This is a genomic window from Allokutzneria albata, from assembly GCF_900103775.1.
Lineage (GTDB): Bacteria > Actinomycetota > Actinomycetes > Mycobacteriales > Pseudonocardiaceae > Allokutzneria > Allokutzneria albata.
This window is the reverse complement of sequence record NZ_LT629701.1, coordinates 4,541,065-4,564,886: the sequence shown is the minus strand read 5'-3', so window position 1 is coordinate 4,564,886 and position 23,822 is coordinate 4,541,065. Positions and strand designations below refer to the sequence as shown.

The 23,822-nt window shown below is 70.2% G+C and carries 25 protein-coding genes and 1 pseudogene; 18 read left to right on the top strand and 8 right to left on the bottom strand.

The genetic code is table 11. The features are described from left to right. The first annotated feature begins 22 nt into the window (after window positions 1–22). From rlmN to BLT28_RS20280, 3 genes are read left to right on the top strand one after another with little or no spacing between them, the layout of a single operon-like run. Window positions 23–1,129: a 23S rRNA (adenine(2503)-C(2))-methyltransferase RlmN gene (rlmN, locus tag BLT28_RS20290; RefSeq protein WP_030430505.1), complete on the top strand. Its 1,107-nt coding sequence runs from the start codon at window positions 23–25 to the stop codon at window positions 1,127–1,129. A gap of 44 nt (window positions 1,130–1,173) precedes the next feature. Next, window positions 1,174–1,422: a ribbon-helix-helix protein, CopG family gene (locus tag BLT28_RS20285; RefSeq protein WP_030430504.1), complete on the top strand. Its 249-nt coding sequence runs from the start codon at window positions 1,174–1,176 to the stop codon at window positions 1,420–1,422. Then, window positions 1,419–1,760, top strand: a complete 342-nt coding sequence (locus BLT28_RS20280; RefSeq protein WP_269459599.1) for a type II toxin-antitoxin system PemK/MazF family toxin — start codon at window positions 1,419–1,421, stop codon at window positions 1,758–1,760. The genes BLT28_RS20285 and BLT28_RS20280 overlap by 4 nt, the downstream gene beginning before the upstream one ends. 5 nt (window positions 1,761–1,765) lie before the next feature. Here the strand turns inward: BLT28_RS20280 and BLT28_RS42900 are convergent. Both BLT28_RS42900 and BLT28_RS20270 read right to left on the bottom strand, forming a co-directional pair. Continuing rightward, window positions 1,766–1,924: pseudogene (locus tag BLT28_RS42900) on the bottom strand (alpha/beta hydrolase); the annotation flags it as partial. A 205-nt stretch (window positions 1,925–2,129) separates the two neighbouring features. Beyond that, window positions 2,130–2,408, bottom strand: coding sequence for a DUF2631 domain-containing protein (locus tag BLT28_RS20270; RefSeq protein WP_030430502.1), 279 nt, complete (start codon window positions 2,406–2,408; stop codon window positions 2,130–2,132). A 116-nt stretch (window positions 2,409–2,524) separates the two neighbouring features. On the opposite strand from BLT28_RS20270, the gene BLT28_RS20265 reads away from it, so the two are divergent. Genes BLT28_RS20265 through BLT28_RS20245 form a run of 5 tightly spaced genes read left to right on the top strand, consistent with a single transcriptional unit; the run spans window position 2,525 to window position 6,745 of the window. After that, window positions 2,525–3,712 (top strand): ABC transporter ATP-binding protein, encoded by a 1,188-nt coding sequence (locus BLT28_RS20265; protein WP_043812143.1) that lies wholly within the window; start codon window positions 2,525–2,527, stop codon window positions 3,710–3,712. Beyond that, window positions 3,702–4,844 carry a polyamine ABC transporter substrate-binding protein gene (locus BLT28_RS20260; protein ID WP_030430500.1) on the top strand — a complete coding sequence of 381 codons (1,143 nt, stop codon included), beginning with the start codon at window positions 3,702–3,704 and terminating at the stop codon, window positions 4,842–4,844. The genes BLT28_RS20265 and BLT28_RS20260 overlap by 11 nt, the downstream gene beginning before the upstream one ends. Further along, a complete protein-coding gene (locus BLT28_RS20255) occupies window positions 4,841–5,629 on the top strand; it encodes an ABC transporter permease (protein ID WP_043812142.1) in 789 nt (262 codons plus the stop codon). Before BLT28_RS20260 ends, BLT28_RS20255 begins: the two co-directional genes overlap by 4 nt. Beyond that, window positions 5,626–6,453, top strand: a complete 828-nt coding sequence (locus BLT28_RS20250) for an ABC transporter permease (RefSeq protein WP_030430498.1) — start codon at window positions 5,626–5,628, stop codon at window positions 6,451–6,453. Before BLT28_RS20255 ends, BLT28_RS20250 begins: the two co-directional genes overlap by 4 nt. After that, complete coding sequence (locus BLT28_RS20245) at window positions 6,434–6,745, top strand: RNHCP domain-containing protein (protein ID WP_052407496.1); 312 nt, start codon at window positions 6,434–6,436, stop codon at window positions 6,743–6,745. Before BLT28_RS20250 ends, BLT28_RS20245 begins: the two co-directional genes overlap by 20 nt. Window positions 6,746–6,755: 10 nt before the next feature. Here the strand turns inward: BLT28_RS20245 and BLT28_RS20240 are convergent, their stop codons facing one another. After that, a complete protein-coding gene (locus tag BLT28_RS20240; protein WP_030430496.1) occupies window positions 6,756–7,328 on the bottom strand; it encodes an HAD family acid phosphatase in 573 nt (190 codons plus the stop codon). 179 nt (window positions 7,329–7,507) lie between these two features. Continuing rightward, a complete protein-coding gene (locus tag BLT28_RS20235) occupies window positions 7,508–7,777 on the bottom strand; it encodes a GlsB/YeaQ/YmgE family stress response membrane protein (RefSeq protein ID WP_030430495.1) in 270 nt (89 codons plus the stop codon). Window positions 7,778–8,011: 234 nt separating this feature from the next. On the opposite strand from BLT28_RS20235, the gene dxr reads away from it, so the two are divergent. From dxr to BLT28_RS20195, 8 genes are all read left to right on the top strand, one after another. After that, window positions 8,012–9,262, top strand: a complete 1,251-nt coding sequence (gene dxr / locus BLT28_RS20230; RefSeq protein WP_043812139.1) for a 1-deoxy-D-xylulose-5-phosphate reductoisomerase — start codon at window positions 8,012–8,014, stop codon at window positions 9,260–9,262. Window positions 9,263–9,266: 4 nt separating this feature from the next. Continuing rightward, window positions 9,267–10,484, top strand: coding sequence for a M50 family metallopeptidase (locus BLT28_RS20225; protein WP_030430493.1), 1,218 nt, complete (start codon window positions 9,267–9,269; stop codon window positions 10,482–10,484). Between the two features lie 188 nt (window positions 10,485–10,672). Beyond that, entirely contained in the window at window positions 10,673–11,836 is a 1,164-nt protein-coding gene (ispG, locus tag BLT28_RS20220) for a flavodoxin-dependent (E)-4-hydroxy-3-methylbut-2-enyl-diphosphate synthase (RefSeq protein WP_030430492.1), read from the top strand. A 180-nt stretch (window positions 11,837–12,016) separates the two neighbouring features. Continuing rightward, window positions 12,017–12,847 carry a GNAT family N-acetyltransferase gene (locus BLT28_RS20215; protein WP_030430491.1) on the top strand — a complete coding sequence of 277 codons (831 nt, stop codon included), beginning with the start codon at window positions 12,017–12,019 and terminating at the stop codon, window positions 12,845–12,847. 29 nt (window positions 12,848–12,876) lie between these two features. Further along, the gene (locus BLT28_RS20210) at window positions 12,877–14,691 is read left to right on the top strand and encodes a penicillin-binding transpeptidase domain-containing protein (RefSeq protein ID WP_231950354.1); all 1,815 of its coding nucleotides are present in this window, start codon (window positions 12,877–12,879) and stop codon (window positions 14,689–14,691) included. 143 nt (window positions 14,692–14,834) lie between these two features. Next, window positions 14,835–15,692: a type I methionyl aminopeptidase gene (gene map, locus BLT28_RS20205; protein ID WP_030430489.1), complete on the top strand. Its 858-nt coding sequence runs from the start codon at window positions 14,835–14,837 to the stop codon at window positions 15,690–15,692. Further along, on the top strand, window positions 15,689–16,147 hold the full coding sequence (locus BLT28_RS20200) for a GNAT family N-acetyltransferase (RefSeq protein WP_052407494.1): 459 nt from the start codon (window positions 15,689–15,691) through the stop codon (window positions 16,145–16,147). The genes map and BLT28_RS20200 overlap by 4 nt, the downstream gene beginning before the upstream one ends. Beyond that, window positions 16,144–17,667 (top strand): cobyric acid synthase, encoded by a 1,524-nt coding sequence (locus tag BLT28_RS20195; protein WP_043812135.1) that lies wholly within the window; start codon window positions 16,144–16,146, stop codon window positions 17,665–17,667. Before BLT28_RS20200 ends, BLT28_RS20195 begins: the two co-directional genes overlap by 4 nt. Here the strand turns inward: BLT28_RS20195 and BLT28_RS20190 are convergent, their stop codons facing one another. Together BLT28_RS20190 and asnB are read right to left on the bottom strand one after the other, a co-directional pair. After that, window positions 17,668–17,991, bottom strand: coding sequence for a chorismate mutase (locus tag BLT28_RS20190; protein ID WP_052407493.1), 324 nt, complete (start codon window positions 17,989–17,991; stop codon window positions 17,668–17,670). Window positions 17,992–18,031: 40 nt separating this feature from the next. Continuing rightward, a complete protein-coding gene (asnB, locus tag BLT28_RS20185) occupies window positions 18,032–19,849 on the bottom strand; it encodes an asparagine synthase (glutamine-hydrolyzing) (protein ID WP_030430485.1) in 1,818 nt (605 codons plus the stop codon). 109 nt (window positions 19,850–19,958) lie between these two features. Between asnB and BLT28_RS20180 the strand changes: the two genes are divergently transcribed. Then, window positions 19,959–20,372, top strand: coding sequence for a MarR family winged helix-turn-helix transcriptional regulator (locus BLT28_RS20180; protein WP_052407492.1), 414 nt, complete (start codon window positions 19,959–19,961; stop codon window positions 20,370–20,372). Here BLT28_RS20180 and BLT28_RS20175 read toward each other — a convergent pair. Next, window positions 20,369–21,061, bottom strand: a complete 693-nt coding sequence (locus tag BLT28_RS20175) for a FadR/GntR family transcriptional regulator (RefSeq protein ID WP_030430483.1) — start codon at window positions 21,059–21,061, stop codon at window positions 20,369–20,371. The two genes, BLT28_RS20180 and BLT28_RS20175, sit on opposite strands and share 4 nt — an antisense overlap. 48 nt (window positions 21,062–21,109) lie before the next feature. Here BLT28_RS20175 and BLT28_RS20170 point away from each other — a divergent pair, with 48 nt between their 5' ends. Then, the gene (locus tag BLT28_RS20170; RefSeq protein WP_030430482.1) at window positions 21,110–22,333 is read left to right on the top strand and encodes a CynX/NimT family MFS transporter; all 1,224 of its coding nucleotides are present in this window, start codon (window positions 21,110–21,112) and stop codon (window positions 22,331–22,333) included. On the opposite strand, the gene BLT28_RS20165 is transcribed toward BLT28_RS20170, so the two are convergent. Further along, window positions 22,330–23,706 carry a mycothione reductase gene (locus tag BLT28_RS20165; protein WP_030430481.1) on the bottom strand — a complete coding sequence of 459 codons (1,377 nt, stop codon included), beginning with the start codon at window positions 23,704–23,706 and terminating at the stop codon, window positions 22,330–22,332. The genes BLT28_RS20170 and BLT28_RS20165 overlap by 4 nt on opposite strands. Window positions 23,707–23,822 lie beyond the last annotated feature (116 nt).

Genomic DNA, 23,822 nt, shown 5'->3' with positions numbered 1-23,822 from the left:
ACGTGGGACAATCGTCTCCGCCATGACTTCACTACCTCTCGTCTTCGACGCGCCCAAGCGCGGCCTGCCGCCGCGCCATCTGGTGGACCTCACCCCTGCCGAACGGCAGGAGGCCGTCGTCGCGCTGGGGGAGAAGCCGTTCCGGGCGAAGCAGCTGGCCAACCACTACTTCAGCCGCCTCACGGTCGACCCGGCCGAGATGACCGACATCCCGGCCGCCACGCGGGACAAGCTGGTCGGTGACCTGATGCCGGCGCTGTTCACCGAGCTGCGCAAGGTCACGTGTGACGACGGGACCACGCGGAAGAGCCTGCTGCGGGCGCACGACGGCACGCTGATCGAGAGCGTGCTGATGCGCTACCCGGGCCGGGCCACGCTGTGCATCTCCAGCCAGGCCGGCTGCGGGATGGCCTGCCCGTTCTGCGCGACCGGGCAGGGCGGGCTCCAGCGCAACCTCTCCACCGCCGAGATCGTGGAGCAGGTCCGTCTCGGCGCCGCCGCGATGCGCGACGGCGAGCTGCCGGGCGGGCCCGGTCGCCTGTCCAACATCGTGTTCATGGGCATGGGCGAGCCGCTGGCGAACTACAAGCGGGTGATCGACGCGGTGCGGCGGATCTGCGATCCCGCGCCGAACGGTCTGGGAATCTCGCAGCGGTCGGTGACCGTGTCGACGGTCGGTCTGGTGCCCGCGATCCGCAAGCTCACCGAGGAGGGCCTGCAGGTGCGGCTGGCGGTGTCGCTGCACACGCCGGACGACGAGCTGCGGGACACCCTGGTGCCGGTGAACAGCCGGTGGAAGGTCGCCGAGGTCCTCGACGCGGCACGGGGGTACGCGGATCGGACCGGTCGGCGGGTGTCGATCGAGTACGCGTTGATCCGCGACATCAACGACCACGGGTGGCGGGCGGATCTGCTGGGGCAGGTGCTGCGCAAGCACTTGGGGCAGTTCGCACACGTCAACCTGATCCCGTTGAACCCGACTCCGGGTTCGAAGTGGGATGCCTCGCCCAAGCACGTGCAGGACGACTTCGTGCGCCGGGTGGAGGCCCAGGGCGTGGCGTGCACCGTGCGGGACACCCGTGGTCAGGAGATCGCGGCAGCCTGCGGTCAGCTCGCTGCCGAAGGCTAGGCGGACGATTGGAAGCTGGGTAATACCCGGTTATACTCTGCTCTGTGAAAACGGCGATCTCTATTCCTGACGAGACGTTCGCCGAGGTGGAGCGCGCTGCGAAGTGTCTGGGTGTCACGCGCTCGGAATTCTATGCGCGGGCGGCGCGCTACTACTTGGAGCACTTGGAGCAAGAGTCCCTGACCAACGAGATCGACGCGGCTCTTGAGGTCATCGGTGACGAGGACGACTCCGCTGCCGCGGCTGCCGGTGCAGGCCGGCGTGTACTGGCTCAGGTCGACGACGAGTGGTGATCGAACGAGGCGGCATCCACTGGGCCGAGCTCGGCGAGGTGGACGGCTCAAAACCGGCCAAGCGCCACCCGGTGCTGGTGGTTCAGGCCGATCCCTACAACGCGAGCCGGCTGGCGACCGTGCTCGTCGCAGTCCTCACGTCGAACACCAAGCTGGCCACCGCTCCAGGGAACGTCTTTCTGCCGGCCTCCGTGACGGGGCTGCCTCGAGACTCGGTGGCAAACGTGACCGCGTTGGTGACCCTCAACAAGAGTCACCTCACGGAGCGAGTGGGAGAGGTCTCGACGAGCCTGATGCGGGACGTGGACACGGGGCTGCGTCGAGTACTGGGTCTCTGACGCGACTAACCGCAGTTCGCGCCCGGCGCTGGCAGCTCGCCGGTCGGCAGGTGCCTGTCGGCGACCGCCTCGACGCAGGGACGGAACTCCGAGTACGTGCCGTGGCAGTGACCGTTGTAGGTGAACAGTCGCCAGCCGGTTGGCTCGCTCAGGTTCCGCGCCGTCGTACCGGGCGTTCAGGACCAACCCGTGCGACGCCCTGCCCGCCCACGGTTTAGGCGGGTTGATGTTGTCGGCGGGATGGCCGATGCAGCTCAAGCCGGTCCACGTCAGGAAGCTCATCCGGCTCATCGGTGCCACCCGTTCCACCTCCTGCCTCAGGGACCGGAAGTGGCTGGACCCGTGGAACGAGCCGTGGTCCGAGCGCGGTCAGCGGCGCCAGGAGGTGCGGCGGCGGACCTTGTCCAGCAGCAGGATGCCGACCATGCCGGAGCCCAGGACGATCAGCCAGACGTTCTCGTTCCAGCCCTTGTGGTTGCCGATCAGCATGATGAACATGATCGCGGCGCAGATCCAGCCCGCGGCCCGGGTGGCGCGCGGGAACTCGCCGTGCCAGCCCCACGCCTCGGACGGCTCCGCGTGCGGGTCGGTGGCGTGGTGGGCGTGCGCGTCGTGCTTCTCCAGCTCAGCGGACTGCTGGGTCGCCACGATTACCTCCCGGGTGATGGTTGGAGCGGCGTTATCGTCGCACATCCACCCCGTGTGATCCCCTCCGGAGTGGCCTTGCCGACCCCGCCCCGCCACCTCCTCTAGGCTCACCCGGAGTGACCGTCCAGCCGTCGACGGGGTTCCGCCCGGCCGAGCACCGAACCCCGGATCTCCACGCCCCGGTCGAGGTCGGCGTCCACGAGGTGCGCAAGAGCTTCCACGGCCAGGTCGCGGTCGACTCCGTGTCGCTGCGCGTGCACGAGGGCGAGTTCTTCTCCGTGCTCGGTCCCTCCGGCTGCGGCAAGACCACGTTGCTGCGCATGATCGCGGGCTTCGACGACCCGGACAGCGGCCGCATCGAGCTGGACGGCGTCGACATGGTCGGCGTGCCGGCCTACCGGCGCGACGTGAACACCGTCTTCCAGTCCTACGCGTTGTTCCCCCACCTCAGCGTGCGGGACAACGTCGCGTACGGCCTGCGCCGCAAGAAGGTCAGGGGTGCCGAGCTGCGGCGGCGGGTCGACGAGCACCTGGAGCTGGTGCAGCTGGGCCGCTTCGCGGACCGCCGTCCCGGCCAGCTCTCCGGCGGCCAGCAGCAGCGGGTCGCGATCGCGCGGGCGCTGGCGTGCCGACCGCGGCTGCTCCTGCTCGACGAACCGCTCGGCGCGCTCGACGCCCAGCTGCGCAAGCAGGTGCAGATCGAGCTGATGCGCATCCAGCGCGAGGTGGGCACGACCTTCCTCTACGTCACCCACGACCAGGAAGAGGCGTTGGTCCTGTCGCACCGGGTCGCGGTGATGCGCGCGGGACGGCTGGAACAGGTCGGATACCCGGAGGACGTCTACGAGCGGCCCGCGACGCGGTTCGTCGCCGGGTTCATCGGCACCTCGAACATCCTCGACGGACGTGTGTCCGAAGTGGATGGTCAGTGGGTGGAGCTGACCACGGACGGTGTGCACCGGTTGCGCGCCGCCCTGCCCGAGGGACGGGCCGTGCGGGCGGGGGAGGCGCTGGCCCTGACCGTGCGGCCGGAAAAGCTGCACCTGCACGAGGACGTGGACCAGGTGCCCAGCGGTTGGTGCGCGCTGAGCGGGACCGTGGCCGACGTGGTGTACACGGGCGTTTCCACCCAGTACGTCGTCGAGCTACGCCGTGGTGGATCGATGGTTGCGTTCGTGCAGAACGCTCGTAGGGTTTCCGACGCGGGTACTCCCGGTCAGCCGGTGTGCATGGCCTGGGACCCGGAGTTCACGGTGCTTCTTGACGAGAGCCTCGTCGACGAGGAGAACAACGATGCCCGGTAGCGTGCGCGTCGCGCGGTTGTGGGACGGCAAGCGGTCGAGCAGGCGGACCATGTTGCGCTCCATGGCCTTCTTCGCGATCGCGGCGAACGGGCTCGCCGCGTGCGGGATCTCCGAGGCCCCGCAGGGCGACCCCGACAGGCCGGGCGGGCGCGCGGTCAACCGGGTGGACGAGCCCAGGCTGAACTTCTACAACTGGACCGACTACATCGCCCCGGACACGATCAGCAGCTTCCAGGCGGCGACCGGGATCAAGGTCACCTACGACAACTTCAGCTCCAACGACGAGATGGAAGCGAAGATCGCCTCCGGCGGCGCGGGCTACGACCTCGTGGTGCCCAGCGACAACTTCCTGCGCCGGTTCGTGCGCGGCGGGCTGGTCCAGGAGCTGGACCGCGACCTCATCCCGAACCTGGCCAACCTGGAGCGCCGTTTCGCCGAGGCCGACTACGACCCGGGCAACCGCCACTCCGTGCCGTGGGCGTGGGGCACGACGGGCCTTGCCTACTCGAAGACGGTGCTCGGCGGCCGGGTCACCGGGTTCTCCGCGTTCGACCTGGCCGAGGCGCTGGGCCGGAGCATGGTGCTCGACGAGGCGCGCGAGGGGATGAGCATCGGGTTGCTCGCGCTCGGGCACGACCCGAACACCACCGACGCCAAGCACATCGACGACGCCGTGAAGTACATGCTGAGCCTCAAGAAGAAGCTCGGGCAGATCAGCTCGGACGTGATCCAGCCGCTGACGTCCGGGCAGATGGTGCTGGCGCAGACGTACTCCGGCGACGTGTTCCAGGCGCGCAAGGCGAACCCGAACATCGCGTTCACGATCCCGAAGGAAGGCGGTCTCTTCGGTGTGGACCTGTTGTGCATCCCCAAGGACGCGCCGCACGCGCTGAACGCGCACCGGTTCATCGACCACATCCTGCGCGCCGACGTCGGGGCGGCGCTGACCAACGCCGTGGGCTACGGAAGTCCGAACGCGGCCGCGAAACCCTTCATCGACAAGAGGCTCCTCGACGATCCGTTGGTGTACCCGCCCGCCGACGTGCTCGCGCGGCTGCCGTTCACCAAGGACCTCGGGCCCGAGGTGGAGGCCCGGTACGCGGATGCGTGGACCAAGGTGAAAACAGGGTGAGAACCGCCCTGCGCCGGGCGCTCGTGCTCGGTCCCGCCGGCGTCTGGCTGGCCGTGTTCTTCCTCGCCCCCATGGCACTCGTGGCCCAGTACAGCTTCGCCACCAGGGATCTCGGAGTGCTCCGTGTCGTGCTGCCGTGGACGACGCAGGCCTACCGCAGCGTGCTCGATCCGGCGTTCCTGCCGATCTTCGGGCGAACGGTGGTCTACGCGGGGCTGACCACGGTGATCTGCCTGCTGCTCGGATTCCCGTTGGCGTGGTTCATCGCGCGGCACGGCGGACGGTGGCGGTCGCTGCTGCTCGCCGCAGTGCTGATCCCGTTCTGGTCCAGCTTCCTCGCGCGCATCTACGCCTGGAAGGCCCTGCTGGACGGCAGCGGCTTCCTGTTCACCGACGGCGCTGTCGTGCTCGGGCTGAGCTACGGCTTCTTGCCCTTCATGGTGTTGCCGCTCTACGTCGCCTGCGAGCGCATGGACTACCGGCAGGTCGAAGCGTCCTACGACCTCGGCCACGGGCGGCTGTCCACTTTCTGCTACATAGTGCTTCCCGGCGTCGCGCCAGGAGTCCTCGCGGGTTCGCTGCTGGTGTTCGTGCCCGCTGCCGGGGACTTCGTGACTCCGAAGCTGCTCGGTGGCGTCGACCAGTCCACGTTCGGCAGCGTGATCGATGACCAGTTCCGCGGTGGCAACAACTGGCCGTTGGGCTCGGCGATGGCCGTGGTGCTGCTCGGGCTCGTCGCGATCGTCCTTGCAGTGCGCGGAAAACGTGGGGAGGACGTGCTGTGAAACGGCGTCCTTGGAAGCTCGCTGTCGTCGTGGTGCTGGTCTTCGCGTTCCTGTATTCGCCGATCGGCTGGCTGGCCCTGGTGTCGTTCAACTCGTCGCGGTCGGTCAGCCGGTTCACCGGGTTCTCGTTGCAGTGGTACGCCGAACTGCTCGACGACGAGCGTGTCCTGCTGGCACTGGATCTCACGCTGCGGCTCGCGTCGACGAGCGCGGTCGTGTGCACGGTGATCGGCACGCTCGCCGCGTTCGGGCTGCGAAGGGCCTTCCGCGGTCGATCGGCCTGGGTGTTGGTCTTGACGCTGCCGATGGTGGTGCCGGAGGTCGTGCTGGGCGTGAGCCTGCTGGCGTTCTGCGTGAAGCTGGCCGGGATCCCCCTGGGCTTCTGGGCGCTGCTCGTCGCGCACGTGTCGTTCTCGTTGAGCTTCGTGGTCGTCGTGGTCCGCGCCCGGCTGAGCGGCATGGACCCGCGTCTGGAAGAGGCAGCTGCCGACCTGGGCGCCGGGCCGTTCACCGCGTTCCGCACGGTGACGTGGCCGCTCGTGCTGCCCGCGGTGGCGGCGGGCGCGGCACTCGCCTTCCTGCTGTCCTTCGACGACGTGGTGACCTCGAACTATCTTGGTGGGGTCGGGTCGACCACGCTGCCGGTCTACGTCTACGGGCAGGCCAGCAGGCGCGGGGTGTCGCCAGAGATCGTCGCGCTGTCCACCGGGATGGTCGCGGTCAGCGCAGTCCTGCTCGTCGTGGGCGTGGTGATCGCGGGCAGACGGGCGCGTCGTGCCTCGTCGTCGGTCATGGAGGTGGTCGGTGTTCCGCAGGGTGGTTGAGGACTTCGAGTGCGGCAACTGCGGCCGCGCGGTCCGCGGCAACGGCTACACCAACCACTGCCCGGGCTGCCTGTGGTCGCGCCACGTCGACGAGGAGCCGGGGGACCGGGCCGCGGAGTGCGGTGGGCTGATGCGTCCCGTGCACGCGTTCCTCAAGGGCCAGAAGATCCGCATCGTGCACGAGTGCTCGAAGTGCAAGGAGCGCAAGAACGTCAACTCCGTCGCGGCGGACGACCGCGATGAGATCCTCAGGCTCATGGCGGCGTCCGCGCGCGACGTCATGGGGTTCTGAAAGCGCCTGCTCAGTCGAGGGCGCCGTTGTAGTCGGGCAGCTTGAAGGTGCGCTCGGCGTGCCCGCCCGCCAGGTCCCAGGTGTTGTTGCCGACGTTGGCGACGATCTTGTAGCCCTTGGCCTCGACCGCCTTGCGCGCGTCGGTCTTGACCTTCTCGGTCGGCTCGAAGTTGAACCACGGCCGCAGGTAGAGCCCGTCGACGGGGTAGTCGACGTCGACCAGGTTGGCCTTGGTCGGCAGGCCGAGCGCCTCGGGGCGGTTGGTGATGAAGAAGACCGCGGCGCCCTTGGACTTGGCCAGCCGAACCGCCTTGAGCATCGACTTGATCGCCGGGGTGGTCAGCTGCGGGTGGTAGGCCGTCTCCAGCGTGGTGTTGTCGATGTCCAGCGTGATCGCGGTCTTCTCACCGGGGGTGGTCAGCCGCGAGGTCAGGTAGCCCTCCAGCTGCTCGGCGATCACGCCGACGTCGGAGATCCAGGTCTCGTACGACGGCTTCCCCGCGGGCGTTGCCACGGCCGCGGCAGGGGTCGCGACGCCCAGGGCCGCCGCCACGAGCGCGGCGGTCACGAGTCGTGCCCTCATGCTGTTGCTCCTCTCGCCCCGGGCAAGGGATCCCATGCCTGCGATGGGGACCGGGGGTCAGTGAGCACAGGATGTCGGCGATCCTCCCGCGCGAGAATCCGCCGAACGGACGGGCCACGAGAGCACGGAACGGGGCCGCGGGCAGGTGGCCCGCGGCCCCGTTCGGGTCGGTGGTGGGGTCAGGCGTGGGAACGGCGGTTCCCGACGATGAGCCGGTAGATGGCGAGCACGATCACCGCGCCGAGGATGGCCAACAGCCACGAGCTGAGGCTGAAGAACGAGTCGACGTCGGCTTTGAACAGCGTGCGGCCGATCCAGCCGCCCAGCACGCCGCCCACGATGCCCAGCAGCATCGTGACGATGATGCCGCCCGGGTCCTTCCCCGGCATGATCGCCTTCGCCAGAGCACCGGCGATCAGGCCAAGCACGATCCAAGCGATGAAGCCCATGGGGTGTACCCCTTCCTGCCACGACGCGATGCGCCGTACCTGCGCAGTTGCCGTTCGTACCTGCTCTCCACAGAGGTTCCCGGTCCTGGTGATCTCACGCGGATGTTATGACTCCGTGACCTAGCATGGCCCGATCGGGAACTGCGTGCCGTCACAACCGGATGCGACAACATGGTCATGATCCCGCCGCCGGGCGTTGCGCGCCTCGCGGCCCGAGTCCCACGATCGGGGAGAATGGCCGTTATGACTGCTTCCGGCGCTGGTCAGCGCTCTGTGCTTGTGCTCGGTTCGACGGGCTCGATCGGGACGCAGGCGCTCGACGTCGTCCGCGCCGCGCCCGCCCTGTTCCGGGTCGCCGGTATCGCGGCGGGCGGTGGTGACCCGGCGGCCGTCGCCGCGCAGGCGCTGGAGTTCGGGGTCGAGGCGATCGCGCTGAGCAGGGCGAGCGCGGCCGAGGACCTGCAGCTCGCGCTGTACGCGGAGGCGCAGCGGCGCGGGTTCGAGCGCGGTGAGTTCCGGCTGCCCAGGGTGCTCGCCGGGCCGGAGGCCATCCGCGAGCTGATCGCGAGCACCCCCGTGGACATGGTGCTCAACGCCCTGCCCGGCTCGATGGGCCTGGTCCCGACGCTGGACGCGCTCGCGACCGGCTCGATCCTGGCGCTGGCCAACAAGGAGTCGCTGATCGCGGGCGGGCCGCTGGTGCTCAAGGCGGCGAAGCCGGGCCAGATCGTGCCGGTGGACTCCGAGCACTCCGCGCTCGCCCAGTGCCTGCGGGGCGGCCGGGCCGAGGAGGTGGCCCGGCTGGTGGTGACGGCCTCCGGCGGGCCGTTCCGCGGCCGCCGCCGCGAGGAGCTGACCGAGGTCACCGTCGCGCAGGCGATGAACCACCCCACCTGGGCGATGGGCCGGGTGATCACGATCAACTCCGCCACCCTGGTCAACAAGGGCCTGGAGCTGATCGAGGCGAAGCTGCTCTACGACCTGCCCTACGAGCGCATCGACGTGGTCGTGCACCCGCAGTCGATCATCCACTCGATGGTCACCTTCGTCGACGGCTCGACTCTGGCCCAGGCCAGCCCGCCGGACATGCGGCTGCCCATCTCGCTCGCGCTGAACTGGCCGGACCGGGTGCCGGGCGCCGCGCGGCCGTGCGTGTTCGACACCGCGTCCTCGTGGACCTTCGAGCCGGTCGACGACGAGACGTTCCCGGCGGTGCGCCTGGCGCGCCAGGCCGGGATGGCGGGCGGCTGCGTGCCCGCCGTGTACAACGCGGCCAACGAGGAGGCGGTCGAGGCGTTCTTCGCCGGGCGCACCTCGTTCCTGTCGATCGTGGACACCGTGCAGCGCGTCGTGGACGAGGCGGACCAGTGGCGCGCGGAACCGTCTACGGTGGACGAGGTGCTGGCCGCGGAGCAGTGGGCCAGGGTTCGGGCTCAGGAGCTGGTGGGCGCGGTGGGCGGCCCAGCCACCGCTGGAAGGAACTAGAAACGTGTCGTTCGTTTTCGGCGTGCTGCTCTTCGCACTCGCCATCGGGGTGTCCATCGCCCTGCACGAGTTCGGTCACCTGCTGACCGCGAAGATGTTCGGGATGAAGGCCACCGAGTACTTCATCGGGTTCGGGCCGCGGATCTTCTCCTTCCGGAAGGGCGAGACCGAGTACGGGCTCAAGGCCATCCCGGCGGGCGGCTACGTGCGCATCATCGGCATGACCGCGCTTGAGGAGGTCGACCCGGCCGACCGGAAGCGGGCCTTCTACAACCAGAAGGTGTGGAAGCGCGTCGTCGTGCTGGCCGCGGGCTCGGTGATGCACTTCATCATCGGTGTGCTGGTCGTGTACTTCATGGCCGTCTCCACGGGCATGCCCAACCTGGAGAACAAGCCGATCGTCGGCGAGGTCAGCCAGTGCGTGCCCGCCGGTCAGGACACCAAGACCGGCAAGCTCGTCCCGTGCGCCCCCGGTGACAAGGCGCCCGCGCTGGCCGCGGGCCTGCGCCCGGGCGACCGCATCCTCAGCGTCGCGGGCAAGGACACCCCGGTCTACTCCGACGTCCTCAACACGACCAGGGCGGCGAGCGGCCCGACGCAGTTCGTGGTCGAGCGCGACGGGCAGCGGATGACGCTGACCATCGACGTCGCCCAGGTGCGCAGGATGCCGCTGGGTGCCAAGCCCGGTGACGACCGCCTGGAAACCGTCGGCGCGGTCGGCCTGGCCAACGCGAGCACCATCTCCTACGGCGCGTTCTCGGCCGTCGGGCCGACCTTCGAGTTCACCGGGCTGCTGTTCCAGAACGCCTGGGAGGGGCTGAAGCGGCTGCCGGAGAAGGTGCCGGTCGTGGTGAAGGCGATCTTCGGGGACGACAACCCGGAGCGCCCGGTCAGCGTGGTCGGCGCCAGCATCATGGGCGGGGACGCGGTCGAGCGCGGCCTGTGGGAGGTCTTCCTCATCCTGCTGGCGATGCTCAACCTGTTCATCGGCGTGTTCAACCTGCTGCCGCTGCTCCCGCTGGACGGCGGGCACATCGCGGTGAATCTTTATGAAAAGGCCCGTAACTCGATCCGGCGAATGCGAGGTCGCCCGATCGGGGCGCCGGTGGACTACACGAAGCTGCTTCCGCTCACCTACGTGATGATTTTCCTCGGTGGTGCGCTGATGCTGCTGACCATCACCGCTGATGTGGTGAACCCGCTGCGCCTGGGCGGCCAGTGACGAACTACCGAATGTGAGCGGTGCCGCGCCCATTGTTTTTCGGGCCTTGTGGCACCGCTCACATTTGTTGTATGGATTCCGGGCGCACCCCCGGCGTTTCCACCCGGCTCCTCCGGGGCCGTACAGTGGAAGGCGGCAGTGGTGCTCCGCAGCTCGCACGAAGATCCTCATCCCGGGAGTTGAAATACATGTCCGTCGACGGCGTGATGCTCGGAATGCCGGGCCTGCCCGCTCCGGTGCTCGGACAGCGGCGCAAGACCCGTCAGCTCAAGGTCGGCTCCGTCGGCGTCGGCAGCGACTCGCCCATCTCCGTCCAGTCGATGACCACGACGCTGACCTCCGACGTCAACGCGACGCTGCAGCAGATCGCCGAGCTGACCGCGGCGGGCTGCGACATCGTGCGCGTCGCCTGCCCGTCCCAGGACGACGCGGACGCGCTCCCGGCGATCGCGAAGAAGTCGCAGATTCCCGTCATCGCCGACATTCATTTCCAGCCGAAATACGTTTTCGCCGCGATCGAGGCCGGTTGTGCGGCTGTTCGGGTGAATCCCGGAAACATTCGCAAGTTCGACGACAAGGTCGGTGAGATCGCGAAGGCGGCGGCCGACCACGGAACTCCGATCCGCATCGGCGTGAACGCCGGGTCGCTCGATCCGCGGCTGCTGCAGAAATACGGCAAGGCCACCCCGGAGGCGCTGGTCGAGTCCGCGCTGTGGGAGGCCTCGCTGTTCGCCGAGCACGACTTCCACGACATCAAGATCTCGGTGAAGCACAACGACCCGGTGGTCATGGTGCGCGCCTACGAGCTGCTGGCCGAGCAGTGCGACTACCCGCTGCACCTGGGCGTCACCGAGGCGGGCCCGGCGTTCCAGGGCACCATCAAGTCGGCGGTGGCCTTCGGCGCGCTGCTGTCCAAGGGCATCGGCGACACCATCCGGGTCTCGCTGTCCGCCCCGCCGGTCGAGGAGATCAAGGTCGGCACCCAGATCCTGCAGTCGCTGAACCTGCGCCCGCGCAAGCTGGAGATCGTCTCCTGCCCGTCCTGCGGTCGCGCCCAGGTCGACGTCTACACGCTGGCCGAACAGGTCACCGCGGGTCTCGAGGGCATGGAGGTGCCGCTGCGCGTGGCCGTCATGGGCTGCGTCGTCAACGGCCCCGGCGAGGCGCGCGAGGCCGATCTCGGCGTCGCCTCCGGCAACGGCAAGGGCCAGATCTTCGTGAAGGGCGAGGTCATCAAGACCGTGCCCGAGCACAAGATCGTGGAGACCCTGATCGAGGAGGCCATGCGCATCGCCGAGGAGATGGAGGACGCGGGCGAGCCCTCCGGCGCTCCCGTCGTCAGCGTCTCCTGACCTCCCCCGTCGGCGTTGCGGCGTCTTCACGGCCTCCCTCCCCCGTCGTCGGAGACCGGTCCGGGTGGGGCCGGGGGTACGTGAAGACCCGCTTACGCGCTGTGATGGGAGTAGCGGGGGATACGGCCAACCGGGGGGCAACCGGCGCGCGTTCGGCCCGAGGTCTGGCAGTCTTGGAGAGTGCTGAAGCTTGCCGGGGCTCGGCTGCTCGACGAAGGCGATCTTCGGGCGGTGCGTGCCGTTCTGGACGCCGATCCCGTCGCGTCGTGCATGGTCTCCTCGCGCGTCGAGGTCGCGGGCACCGATCCGTGGCGGCTCGGTGGTGAGCTCTGGGGCTTCGGCCGGGACGGGATGTGCTTCTCGGGCGCGAACCTGGTGCCGCTCGCGGGTGGTCCCGCCGCGCTGCGCGCCTTCGCCGACCGGGCGCTGCGCCGCCGCCGCGCGTGCTCTTCGCTCGTGGGCCCCGCCGAACAGGTCCTCGGGCTCTGGCAGGAACTGGAGCCGGAGTGGGGCCCCGCCCGGGAGGTCCGCGCCGACCAGCCGCTGATGGCGCTGGCCGGCGCACCGACGGTCCCGCCCGACCCCCTGGTGCGCCCGGTGCGGCCGGACGAGCTGGACCGCTACTTGCCCGCCGCCATCGCGATGTTCATCGAGGAGGTCGGCATCGACCCCCGGGCCGAGGACGGCGGAGTCGGTTATCGCGCGCGCGTCGCCGAGCTGGTGGCCGCGGGGCGCGCGTTCGCCCGCTTCGAGGACGGCGAGGTCGTCTTCAAGGCCGAGATCGGCGCGATGTCGGCGCGGGTCGGCCAGATCCAGGGTGTCTGGGTGCGGCCGGAACGCCGAGGTCAGGGCCTGGGTGCCGCGGGAACCGCCGCCGTCGCCGACCGGCTCGTGCGCGGGCTCGGCCGGGTGGCCAGCCTCTACGTCAACGGCTACAACGCGCCTGCGCGCGCGGCCTACGCCAGCATCGGCTTCAGCCAGGTCGGCCAGTTCAGCACTGTCCTGTTCTAGTGCCGGTGGGCGCTGGCACACTGTGCGCCGTGTCAGCACAGCCACCTCGCATCCGCTCGGCCAGGCTGGTCGCGGCCGTGCTCCTCCTCCTGCCCGTCGCGGGCTGCGGGCTGTTCGGCTCCGAGGCGAAACCGGAGGTCGCCGCCCGCACGTTCCTCAGCGCGTTCGCCGGCGGGGACACCACGACCGCGTCCAGGAACACCGATGACGCGCAGGCCGCGAAGGACCTGATGGACAAGGTCCGCGCCGCGCTCAAGCCCGTGGCGATCAAGACCACCCTCGACGAACCGGTGGCCAAGGGCGACACCGCGACGGTGACCTACACCGCCGAGTGGGACCTGGGGAAGAACCGGATCTGGGGCTACAAGGGCACCCTCGAACTGCGCCGCGGCGAGAAGCAGTGGCAGGTGCACTGGACGCCGGAGGCGATCCACCCGAAGCTCTCCGCCCAGCAGACCCTGGCGCTGCGGGAACAACAGCCCGATCCGGCGCCGATCCTGGACCGCGACGGCGGGTCGCTGCTCGCGGCGGAGAAGGTCGTCTCGGTGCTGCTTGACCGCAAGCAGGCCGGGGACCTCAACGGCGTGGCCGCCGCGCTGGCCACCGCGCTGAACCGCTTCGACTCCGACATCACCCAGCAGTCCATTGTGGACAGAGCGGGGAAGACGCCGGAGGGTCAGGCCTACGCGGTGGCGCTGCTGCGCGATCCCGACTACCAGAAGGTGAAGGCGCAGATCTACGACCTGCCCGGGGTGCGGTTCAGCTCGCAGAACCGGCTGCTGGCACCGGACCGCTCCTTCGCCGCCCAGGTGCTGCCCGGGATCCGCAAGGCGGTCGAGTCCCGGATCGAGGGCAAGGCCGGCTACCGGATCTACTCGGTGAACGCGGGCGGCAACGAGGTCGAGACACTGGTCGACGAGAAGGCCGTGCCCGCGCAGGCCGTCTCGACCTCGCTCAGCCGCGCCGTCCAGGCGGCGGCGGAGGAGGCGGTCGAGCCGGTCGGCAACGCGGCGATGATCGTGGCGCTCCAGCCGTCCAGCGGTGACGTGCTCGCGGTGGCGCAGAACGGGGCCGCGGACGCCCAGGGCGCGGTGGCGCTGACCGGGCGCTACCCGCCGGGCTCCACGTTCAAGATCGTCACGGCGGCCGCGGCGCTCGGCGGCGGGGTGGCCGACTCCGGAACGGAGCTGCCCTGCCCGGCGACCTGGACCATCCAGGGTCGCAAGATCCCCAACGACAACGAGTTCGAGCTCGGCACGGTCCCGCTGCACCGCGCCTTCGCCCGCTCGTGCAACACGACCTTCGCCGAGCTGGCGACCAAGCTGCCCGCGGATGCGCTGACCAAGTCCGCCAAGCAGTTCGGCCTCGGCGTGGACTTCGTCATCCCCGGCATCACCACGGTGACCGGTTCGGTCCCGCCCGCGACCGCGGTCGTCGAGCGCGCCGAGGACGGCTTCGGCCAGGGCAAGGTGCTGGCCAGCCCGTTCGGCATGGCCATGGTCGCCGCGACGGCGGCCAAGGGCTCGATGCCGCTGCCCAACCTGATCAGGGGCGCGGCGAAGACCACGGTGGACGCCGAGCAGCAACCGGTGCCGCAGCCGGTGATGGACGCGGTCCGCGCGATGATGCGGCAGGTGGTCACCGAGGGCACCGCGACGAAGCTCCAGCGCAACGGCGAGGTGCACGGCAAGACCGGGACCGCGCAGTTCGGCGACGGCACGCGCTCGCACGGCTGGTTCGTCGGCTACCGGGGGGACCTGGCGTTCGCGGTGCTGATCGTGGACGCGGGCTCCTCGGCGCCCGCGGTGGACGTGGCGTCGAAGTTCCTGGCCGCGGTCCGGTAGTTCCTCCGGCCGCGGCACCGCGGCCGAGTCCGTGGCGCAAGCCCTCCGTGACGTCATGGCCGTCAACGGTGAACCGGCCCCGGCCGAGCGCTGCTGGGGTCGGTCCGAGCGTGGCGGCCTCCGGGGCGTCGTAGGCTGGGGCCATGCCCGTCAGCGCCCCGTTGAAGCCAGGCCAGCAGTCCCCGCGCCGTCCCGTGCCCTCGCACATCGCCCGGCCCGAGTACGTCGACAAGCCCGCGCCGAAGCGCAACACCGACCCGTGGGTGCAGCCGGACGAGGTCATCGAGGCGATGCGCGTCGCGGGCAGGCTCGCCGCGCAGGCGCTGCAGGAGGCGGGCAAGGCCATCGAGCCCGGCGTGACCACCGACCACGTGGACGCGGTGGTGCACGAGTTCCTCTGCGACCACAACGCCTACCCGTCCACCCTGGGCTACCGGAACTTCCCGAAGTCCTGCTGCACCTCGCTGAACGAGGTGATCTGCCACGGCATCCCGGACTCCACGGTGATCTCCGACGGCGACATCGTGAACGTGGACGTCACCGCCTTCATCGGTGGCGTGCACGGGGACACCAACGCGACCTTCCTCGCGGGCGAGGTGGACGAGGAGTCCCGGCTGCTGGTGGAGCGGACCCGCGAGGCCACGATGCGCGCGATCAAGGCGGTCAAGCCGGGCAGGCAGATCAACGTGATCGGCCGGGTGATCGAGGCCTACGCCAAGCGCTTCGGCTACGGCGTGGTCCGCGACTTCACCGGGCACGGCATCGGCCGATCGTTCCACAGCGGTCTCGTCGTGCTGCACTACGACGAGCCGAAGATGGACACCGTGCTGGAGCCCGGGATGACGTTCACCATCGAGCCGATGATCACCCTCGGCACGATCGACTACGACATCTGGGACGACGGCTGGACGGTCACCACCAAGGACAAGAAGCGCACCGCGCAGTTCGAGCACACGATCGTCGTCACCAAGGACGGCTCCGAGATCCTGACCCTGCCGTGATCGAGTTCAGACCCTGGTCCGAGGCGGACGCGGCCTGGTACGCCGAGCAGGCCAAGGACGAGCAGATCCTGCGCTGGACCACGGACAGCCCGGACCTCACCGCCGAGGACGTGCGCACCGCGATCGCCGCGCTGCCCGGGGACGCGCTGGCCTGGATGATCGTCGACGCGGAGACCGGCGAACCGCTCGGCAACGCGGCGGTGGACGTCAAGGACGGGATCGCCGAGCCCTCGTACTGGGTCGCCGCGCCGGCGCGCGGGCGCGGGGTGGCCACCGCGGCGCTGCGGGAGATGTGCGCGCGGTCGGTCGCCGCGGGCGCGGAGCGGGTCGAGGTGATCATCCACCGGGACAACGCGGCGTCGACCAGGGTGGCGGAGAACGTCGGCTTCGTCGCGGTGCGGGACTTCGAGCACCCGAAGCTCGGGCCCTGCGTCCGGTACCGGTGGGACGGATGAGCCTGGGCGGGGCGCTGCTCGTCGCGGGGACCACGTCGGACGCCGGGAAGAGCGTGCTGGTCGCCGGGCTGTGCCGCTGGCTGGCCCGGCAGGGCGTGCGGGTCGCGCCGTTCAAGGCGCAGAACATGTCCAACAACTCCGTGGTCACCGCGGACGGCGGTGAGATCGGGCGCGCGCAGGCGGTGCAGGCCGCGGCGGCCGGGCTGGAGCCGTCGGTGCGGTTCAACCCCGTGCTGCTGAAGCCGGGCAGCGATCGCAGCTCCCAGGTCGTCGTGCTGGGCAAGGCGCTGGGCCAGGTGAGCGCGCTGTCCTACCGGCAGCGCAAGCTGGAGCTCGCCGCGATCGTCGCGTCCACTTTGGACGGCCTGCGGCGGGAGCATGACGTCGTGGTCTGTGAGGGCGCGGGCTCGCCGACCGAGATCAACCTGCGCGCCAACGACATCGCGAACATGGGGCTGGCCAGGGCGGCGAACCTGCCGGTTCTGGTGGTCGGCGACATCGACCGGGGCGGGGTCTTCGCGCACCTGTTCGGCACCCTGGCGCTGCTCGACGCCGCGGACCAGGCGCTGGTCAGCGGGTTCGTGATCAACAAGTTCCGCGGCGACCCCGCGCTGCTGGCACCGGGGCTGGACCAGATCACCGAGCTGACCGGGCGGCCCGTGCTCGGCGTTCTGCCGTGGCGCGAAGAACTGTGGCTCGACGCGGAGGACTCCCTGTCCTACACCGCGGACGGCGTGGTCGGACGCCCCGCCCCGCCCGCCGGGGAGCAGTGGCTGCGCGTCGCGGTGGTGCGGCTGCCCCGGATCTCCAACGCCACCGACGTGGAGGCGCTGGCCTGCGAGCCCGGGGTCTCCGTCCGTTTCGTCACCGAGCCCTCCCGCGTCGCCGACGCCGACCTCGTCCTGCTCCCCGGTTCGAAGTCCACAGTGGACGATCTGGAGTGGTTGCGGCGCACGGGTTTGGCCGAGGCCGTCGCGCGCCACGCGGCGAAGGGGCTACCGCTCGCCGGGATCTGCGGCGGGTTCCAGATGCTCGGCGCGCGGATCACCGACCGGGTCGAGTCGGCGGCGGGGGAGGTCGACGGGCTCGGGCTGCTCGACCTGGACATCGAGTTCCGGGAGCGCAAGACACTGGACCGCCCGGTGGGCACGGCGTTCGGCGAAGCGGTGCACGGCTACGAGATCCACCACGGCGCGGTGGTGCGCTCAGCCGAGAAACCGTTGCTGGAGCTGGACAACGGCGAAGGCGAGGGTGCGCTCACCGACAACGTCGCCGGAACCCACTGGCACGGGCTGTTCGAGAACGACGCCTTCCGCGCGAAGTTCCTGCGCTGGGCCGCCGAACGCAGTGGCCGCCACGGATTCGCGGTGGCGGGCGGGGTGTCGTTCGCCAGCCAGCGCGCTGCGCAGCTGGACCTGCTCGGCGACCTGGTCGCGGACAACCTGGACACCGACGCGGTCATGCGGCTGATCGAGCGCGGCGCCCCCGGCGGGATGCGCACCATCCCGCCGGGAGCCTGATCAGGAGGCAGGGCCGCGGAAGGCTTCGAGCATCGCCCTGGCGATCTTCTCGCCGCCGTCGCCGAGCTTCGCGCGGTACTTGTCGATGATCACCTGCTCGCGGGCGGGGTCGACGCGTCCGCCGCCGGAGGAGGTGCGGACCCGCTGCACCGCCTCCGACGCCTCCTTGCGCTGGGCGAGCAGGTCGACGATCTGCCGGTCGAGGTCGTTGATGCGCTCCCGCTGCTGGGAGATCACGTCCGAGGGCGCGGGCGGCGCCGGTGGCGGTGCGCTCCCGCATCCGGTCATCGCGAGAACCCCGAGCAGCGCAAGGACAACGCGCATCGCCGACCTCCTTGAGTCCGTGGCTACGGGCAACCGTAGATCACAGCTCCACGCGCACGTCGTAGTCGCCGAGCCAGCCGTCGAGGGTCAGGATCAGCTCCAGTTGCCGCCGCGCGACGGCCGACGAGCCGCGGTCCAGCAGCCGCCGCGCCTTGGCCGGGTCGACCAGCTCGAACGCCCGCGAGGTCCCCGCGTGCAGCAGCGTGCCGACCCGCTCGTGCAGCGCCGCGTCGTACCCGGTGTCCTGTGTGGACGGATACGGGCTCTTCACCCGCTCGACCACGGACTTCGGCAGCACGTCCGCGGTGGCGGCCCGCAGCAGGCTCTTCTCCCTGCCGTCGAAGGTCTTCATGGCCCACGGCGCGTTGAAGACGTACTCGACGAGCCGGTGGTCGCAGAACGGCACGCGCACCTCGAGCCCGACGGCCATGCTCATCCGGTCCTTGCGGTCCAGCAGCGAGTTCACGAAGCGGGTCAGGTGCAGGTAGCTGATCTCCCGCATCCGTGCTTCCTTCCCCGACTCGCCGGGCAGCTTCGGCGCTTCGGCAATCGCTTCCGCGTAGCGCTGCCGGACGTAGCCGCCGAGGTCGAGCTTGTCCGCCACCCCGTCCCGCAGGAGATCTGGCCGCTCGCCGGTGAAGTGCATGGCCAGCCACGGGAAGGTCGGCGCGTTCACCGCCTTCTCGTTGTGGAACCAGGCGTAGCCGCCGAACACCTCGTCCGCCGACTCGCCGGAGAGCGCGACCGTGGACCGCTTCCTGATCTCCTGGAAGAGCAGGTAGAGCGAGATGTCCATGTCTCCCATGGAGATCGGCAGGTCTCGGGCGCGGAGCACCGCCTTGCGCGCGCCGTCGTCGAGCAGGTCGGCGTTGTCGAGCACGATGTCGGTGTGGTCGGCCGCGACGTGCTCGGCGACGTCGGTGACGAAGGGCGCGTCCGGGCTGCCGCGGAACTCGTCGGCCTGGAAGTTCTCGGTGTAGCCCGCGAAGTTGACGGAGAACGAGCGCACCGGCTCGTCGAGCGACCTGGCCGCGAGCGCGGTGAGCGCACTGGAGTCCAGCCCGCCGGAGAGCAGGGTGCACAGCGGCACGTCGGAGATCAGCTGCCGCGCGACGATGTCGTCCAGCAGCTCGCGCACCGTGCTGATCGTGGTGTCCAGGTCGTCGGTGTGCTCCCGCGCCTCCAGCTGCCAGTACCGGCTCTTGCTCAGGCCCGAGCGCGAGACGCGCACCATCCCGCCAGGGCGGACCTCGTGCACGCCCTTCAGGATCGCCAGCTCGGGCGTCTTGACGAAGGACATCGACTCGGCCAAGCCCTCCGCGTCGACGACTGCCTCGGCGAGCGGGTTGGCCAGGATCGCCTTGGGCTCGGAGCCGAAGAGCACACCGTCCGCGGTGGGGTAGTAGTAGAGCGGCTTGATGCCGAGGCGGTCGCGCACGAGCAGCAGTTCCTCGCTGCGGAGGTCCCAGACCGCGAAGGCGTACATGCCGTTGAGCCGGTCGACCAGCCCCGCGCCCCATTCGAGGTAGGAGCGCAGCACGACCTCGGTGTCACTGCTGGTGGAGAACTCGTGCCCGCGCCGGATGAGCTCGGCGCGCAGTTCCTTGAAGTTGTAGGCCTCGCCGCTGTAGGTGATGACGGCCTCGACCTCGCCGTCGCGCGTGGCGGCCATCGGCTGCGCGCCGCCGTCGATGTCGATCACCGAGAGCCTTCGGTGGCCGAGCGCCGCGTGCCGGGCGAACCAGGTCCCGCCCGCGTCGGGGCCGCGGCAGACCATCGTCTCGGTCATCGCGGCGACCGCGTCCCGCTCGGTCGTCAGATCGTGCCGATAAGCCACCCATCCCGTGATTCCGCACATGCCGATCCCCTTTTCGTGTGGATAACGACCACGTTACGACTGACGGTTGCATGGCGCAACAGTAGGGAGGTATGGTGCGTATGTGACAGAGCGGACAAATGGCTCAGGAATGACGGAACTGGAGCAACAGCTCACGCTGTTCGCGCGGAAGGCGGTGTGGCGCAGCTGGTCACGGGGCTACCGGGGGCTGGACCACATCACCTATCCGTACCTGGTCGCCGTCGCGCTGCGGGGCTCCAGCCGCGTCGGCGAGCTGGCCAGGCAGTTCGCCGTCGACAAGTCCACCGCGAGCAGGCACGTGGCGAAGCTGCAGGCAGCGGGTCTGGTCGAACCCGTGGAGAACCCGCCGGACGCGCGCTCGATCCCGCTGCGCGCCACGGCGGCCGGGCTGCGCCTGCTCGCCGACGTCCAGGCCGAGCGCGCGGCGTGGCTGCGCGCGGCGCTGGCCGACTGGGACGAGGAGGACCAGCGGGTCCTCGCCGTCCTGATGGCCCGGCTGAATGCGGGGCTGGAATCGCCCTAATGTCCTTTTTTGTCCTTTCCGGGCAGATTCGCGAGTAGCTCTTCCAAGAATCCGCTGGCTTCCCGGACCGCTTTCTCCGCGTCCTGCTCGCGCACCGCGTCGAGCAGTTCGGTGTGCGAAACGTGCTCGTCGCGGCGCAGGCTGGTGTTCACGGTGGTCGCGACGCTGGAGCGGACCGCCTCGGTGAAGCCCCGGTAGAGCTCGGTGAGCACGTTGTTGTGCGAGCACTCCACCAGGAACAGGTGGAAGTCGGTGTCGAGCTGGACCATCAGGTCGAAGTCGCCCGCCTCCAGCGCCGCGTCGCGCGCGGCCAGGATGCGCTCCAGCTCGCGCAGGTCCTCGGCGCTGCGCCGGGTCGCGGCCTGGCGCGCGCCCTCGACCTCCAGTGCGCGGCGCACCTCCAGCACGTCGCGCAGTTCGGAGCCGCACAGCCGCCGGACGGCGCCGGACAGCTCGCTCGTGGCGCGGACGAAGGTGCCGTCGCCCTGGCGGACTTCGAGCAGACCGGCGTGCGCGAGCGCGCGGACCGCCTCGCGCACGGTGTTGCGGCCGACGCCGAGCGCCGTCACCAGCTCCGGCTCGGGCGGGATGCGCCGGCCGACCGGCCACTCGCCGGAGGTGACCAGCGCGCGCATCTGCTCGATGACCTGCTCGACCAGGCCGGCGCGCCGGGTAGTGGCCAAAGGCACAGGCTCATCCTTTCATCCGAACATCCTATGTTTGTCATACTCTCTCGCGTGACGCTCTCGCCCCAGCTCGACCAGCCTGCCAGTACCCGTTCCGCCCCCGCCGCGAGCGTGGCCGGTGGGCTGGCGCTGGTCGTGGGCGTGATGCTGGCGGCGGCCAACCTCCGTCCCGCGGTGACCAGTCTGGCCGCGGTGCTGTCCGAGGTGCGGGACACGCTCGGCGTTTCCGCCGCATGGACCAGCGCGGTCACCGCGATCCCGACCCTGTGCTTCGGCCTGGTCGGCATGCTCGCGCCATGGTTCAGCCGCAGGTACGGCGCCCGCGCGGTGATCTCCGGAGCCCTCGCGCTGCTCACGGCGGGCCTGGCGCTGCGGGTCGTCGACGGGCCGCTCGTGCTCGTCGCGGGCACCTTCATGGCCTGCGCGGCGATCGCGGTCTGCAACGTCCTGATCCCGGTGGTGGTCAAGGACTCCTTCCCCGCCACCAAGGTCGGCGCGGTCACCGGCGCCTACAGCGCGGCGCTGTCCGCCGGTGGCGCGATCGCCGCGGCGTTCACCGCTCCGCTGGAGGAGCTGGTGGGCGGCTGGCGCGGCGCGGTCGGCATGTGGGCGCTGCTCGGCGTGCTCGCGCTGGTCACCTGGGTGCTCGCCGGTCGCGGTGGGTCCGGCCGGCAGCCGGTGGCGGAGGAGACGGCCGGTCCGCGCCGCTCGCTCCTGCGCAGCCCGTTGGCCTGGGCGGTCACCGTGTTCTTCGGGTTCCAGTCGCTGGTCGCCTACACGGTCATGGGCTGGCTGCCCGAGATCCTGCGCGACACCGCCGGGGTCTCGGCGACCACCGCGGGCCAGCTGCTGGCCATCGTGATGGTCCTCGGCGTGCCGGTCTCCATGATCGTCCCGCCGCTGGCCGCCAGGGCCCGTTCCCAGTCCGCGTGGGCGGTGTCGATGGCGCTGACCGGGTTCGCCGGGTTCGCCGGACTGCTCCTCGCCCCGGCGACCGCGACCGGCTTGTGGATCTTGCTGATCGGTATCGGCATGGGCGTGTTCCCGCTGGCGCTGACGCTGATCACGCTGCGGGCGCGCACCGGCCAGGAGACCGCGCGGCTGTCCGCGATGGCGCAGAGCCTCGGCTACCTGATCGCGGCGGTCGGCCCGTTCGCGGTCGGCATCCTGCACGGCCTCACCGGCGGGTGGGCGATGTCCCTGACGCTGGTCCTCGTGGTGCTGGCGGCCCAGGTCGTACTCGGGTACGTCGCGGGCCGCCCGCGCTTCGTCTAGCCCTTCACGGGGAGCTTGAGCAGGGCGTTCTCCACCAGCTCGGGCATCGTGGGGTGGATCCAGTACTGGCCGGTCGCCATGGTGCGCGCGGTCAGCCCGAAGTGCATGGCCTGGATGAGCGGCTGGATCAGCGTCCCCGCCTCGGGACCGATGATGTGCGCGCCGAGCAGCCTGCCGGTGTCCGGGTCGGCGAGCAGCTTGCAGAAGCCCGTCGTGTCCTCCATCGCCCAGCCGTAGGCGATGCCCGCGTACTCCTGCACGGCGGTCACGTAGCGCACGCCCTTCGCGCGCGCCTCCTGCTCGGTCAGGCCGACGGCGGCGATGGCCGGCGACGAGAACACCGCGTGCGGCACGAACCGGTGGTCCGACGCGAGCGGCTTCTCCGGGTGCAGCAGGTTGTGCTGCACGACGCGGGACTCGTGGTTGGCGACGTGCTTGAGCTGGAACGGCGACGAGATGTCACCGAGCGCCCAGATCCCGTCGACCCCGGTGCGCTGGAACTCGTCCACCACCACGCGGCCGTCCGGGTGCGTCGCGACACCGGTCGCCGCCACGTCGAGGGTGTCGGAGTTCGGCGTGCGGCCCACGGCGACGAGCAGCTCGTCGGCCTCGACGACCTCGGCGCCGTCCGGGCCGGTCAGGTGCAGCCGCACCACGCCGTCGACCCGCTCCGCGCGCACGGTGTCGCGGTTCAGCCTGAGGTCCCACCGCTGCGCGGCCAGTTCGGTGAAGCGCGCCGAGATGTCCTCGTCCTCCGCGCGCAGGACCGTCCCGGAGCGGGCGATCAGCGTGACGTCCACGCCGAAGGAGGAGAACACGTGCGCGAACTCGGTGGCGACGAACCCGCTGCCGAGGATGATCATGCGCCTGGGCAGTTCGTCCAGCCGCATCACCGTGTCGTTGGTGTGGAAGCCGGTCTCGTTGATGCCGGGGACGTCCGGAACGACCGGCCTGCTGCCCGCGGCGAGCACGAACCGGTCCGCCGTGATGACCTCGCCGGTGCCCGTGTCGAGCTGCTTCGGGCCGACGAACCTCGCCGCGCCGGTGAACACCGTGACGTTCGGGCAGTCCTCGACGCGGTAGCGCTTGCCGCCCTCCGCGATCGGGTCGATCCGGCCGAACACCCGGTCGCGGATGTCGGTCCACCGCACGCCGTGCAGCTCCGCGTCCACGCCCAGCTTGGTGCCCGCGGCCGGTGTGCCCGCCACGTTCGCGGTGTGCACGAACATCTTGGTCGGGATGCAACCGACGTTCAGGCACGTCCCGCCGAAGACGCCCTTCTCGACGATGGCCACGTTCCAGTCATCGAAGCGCTCGTCGAGGATCGAGTTCCCCGAGCCGGTGCCGATGATCACCAGGTCAAAATGCCGCACGGTGCGTCCCTTCGATCTCCGTCGAGCCCGACCGTACCCGCGCCCCGTCCGTCCCAAGTGTCCGGAAGGTTCGTGGCCCTGGTCACGGCGCCCCCGTTGACGGGCTCTTCCCCCGG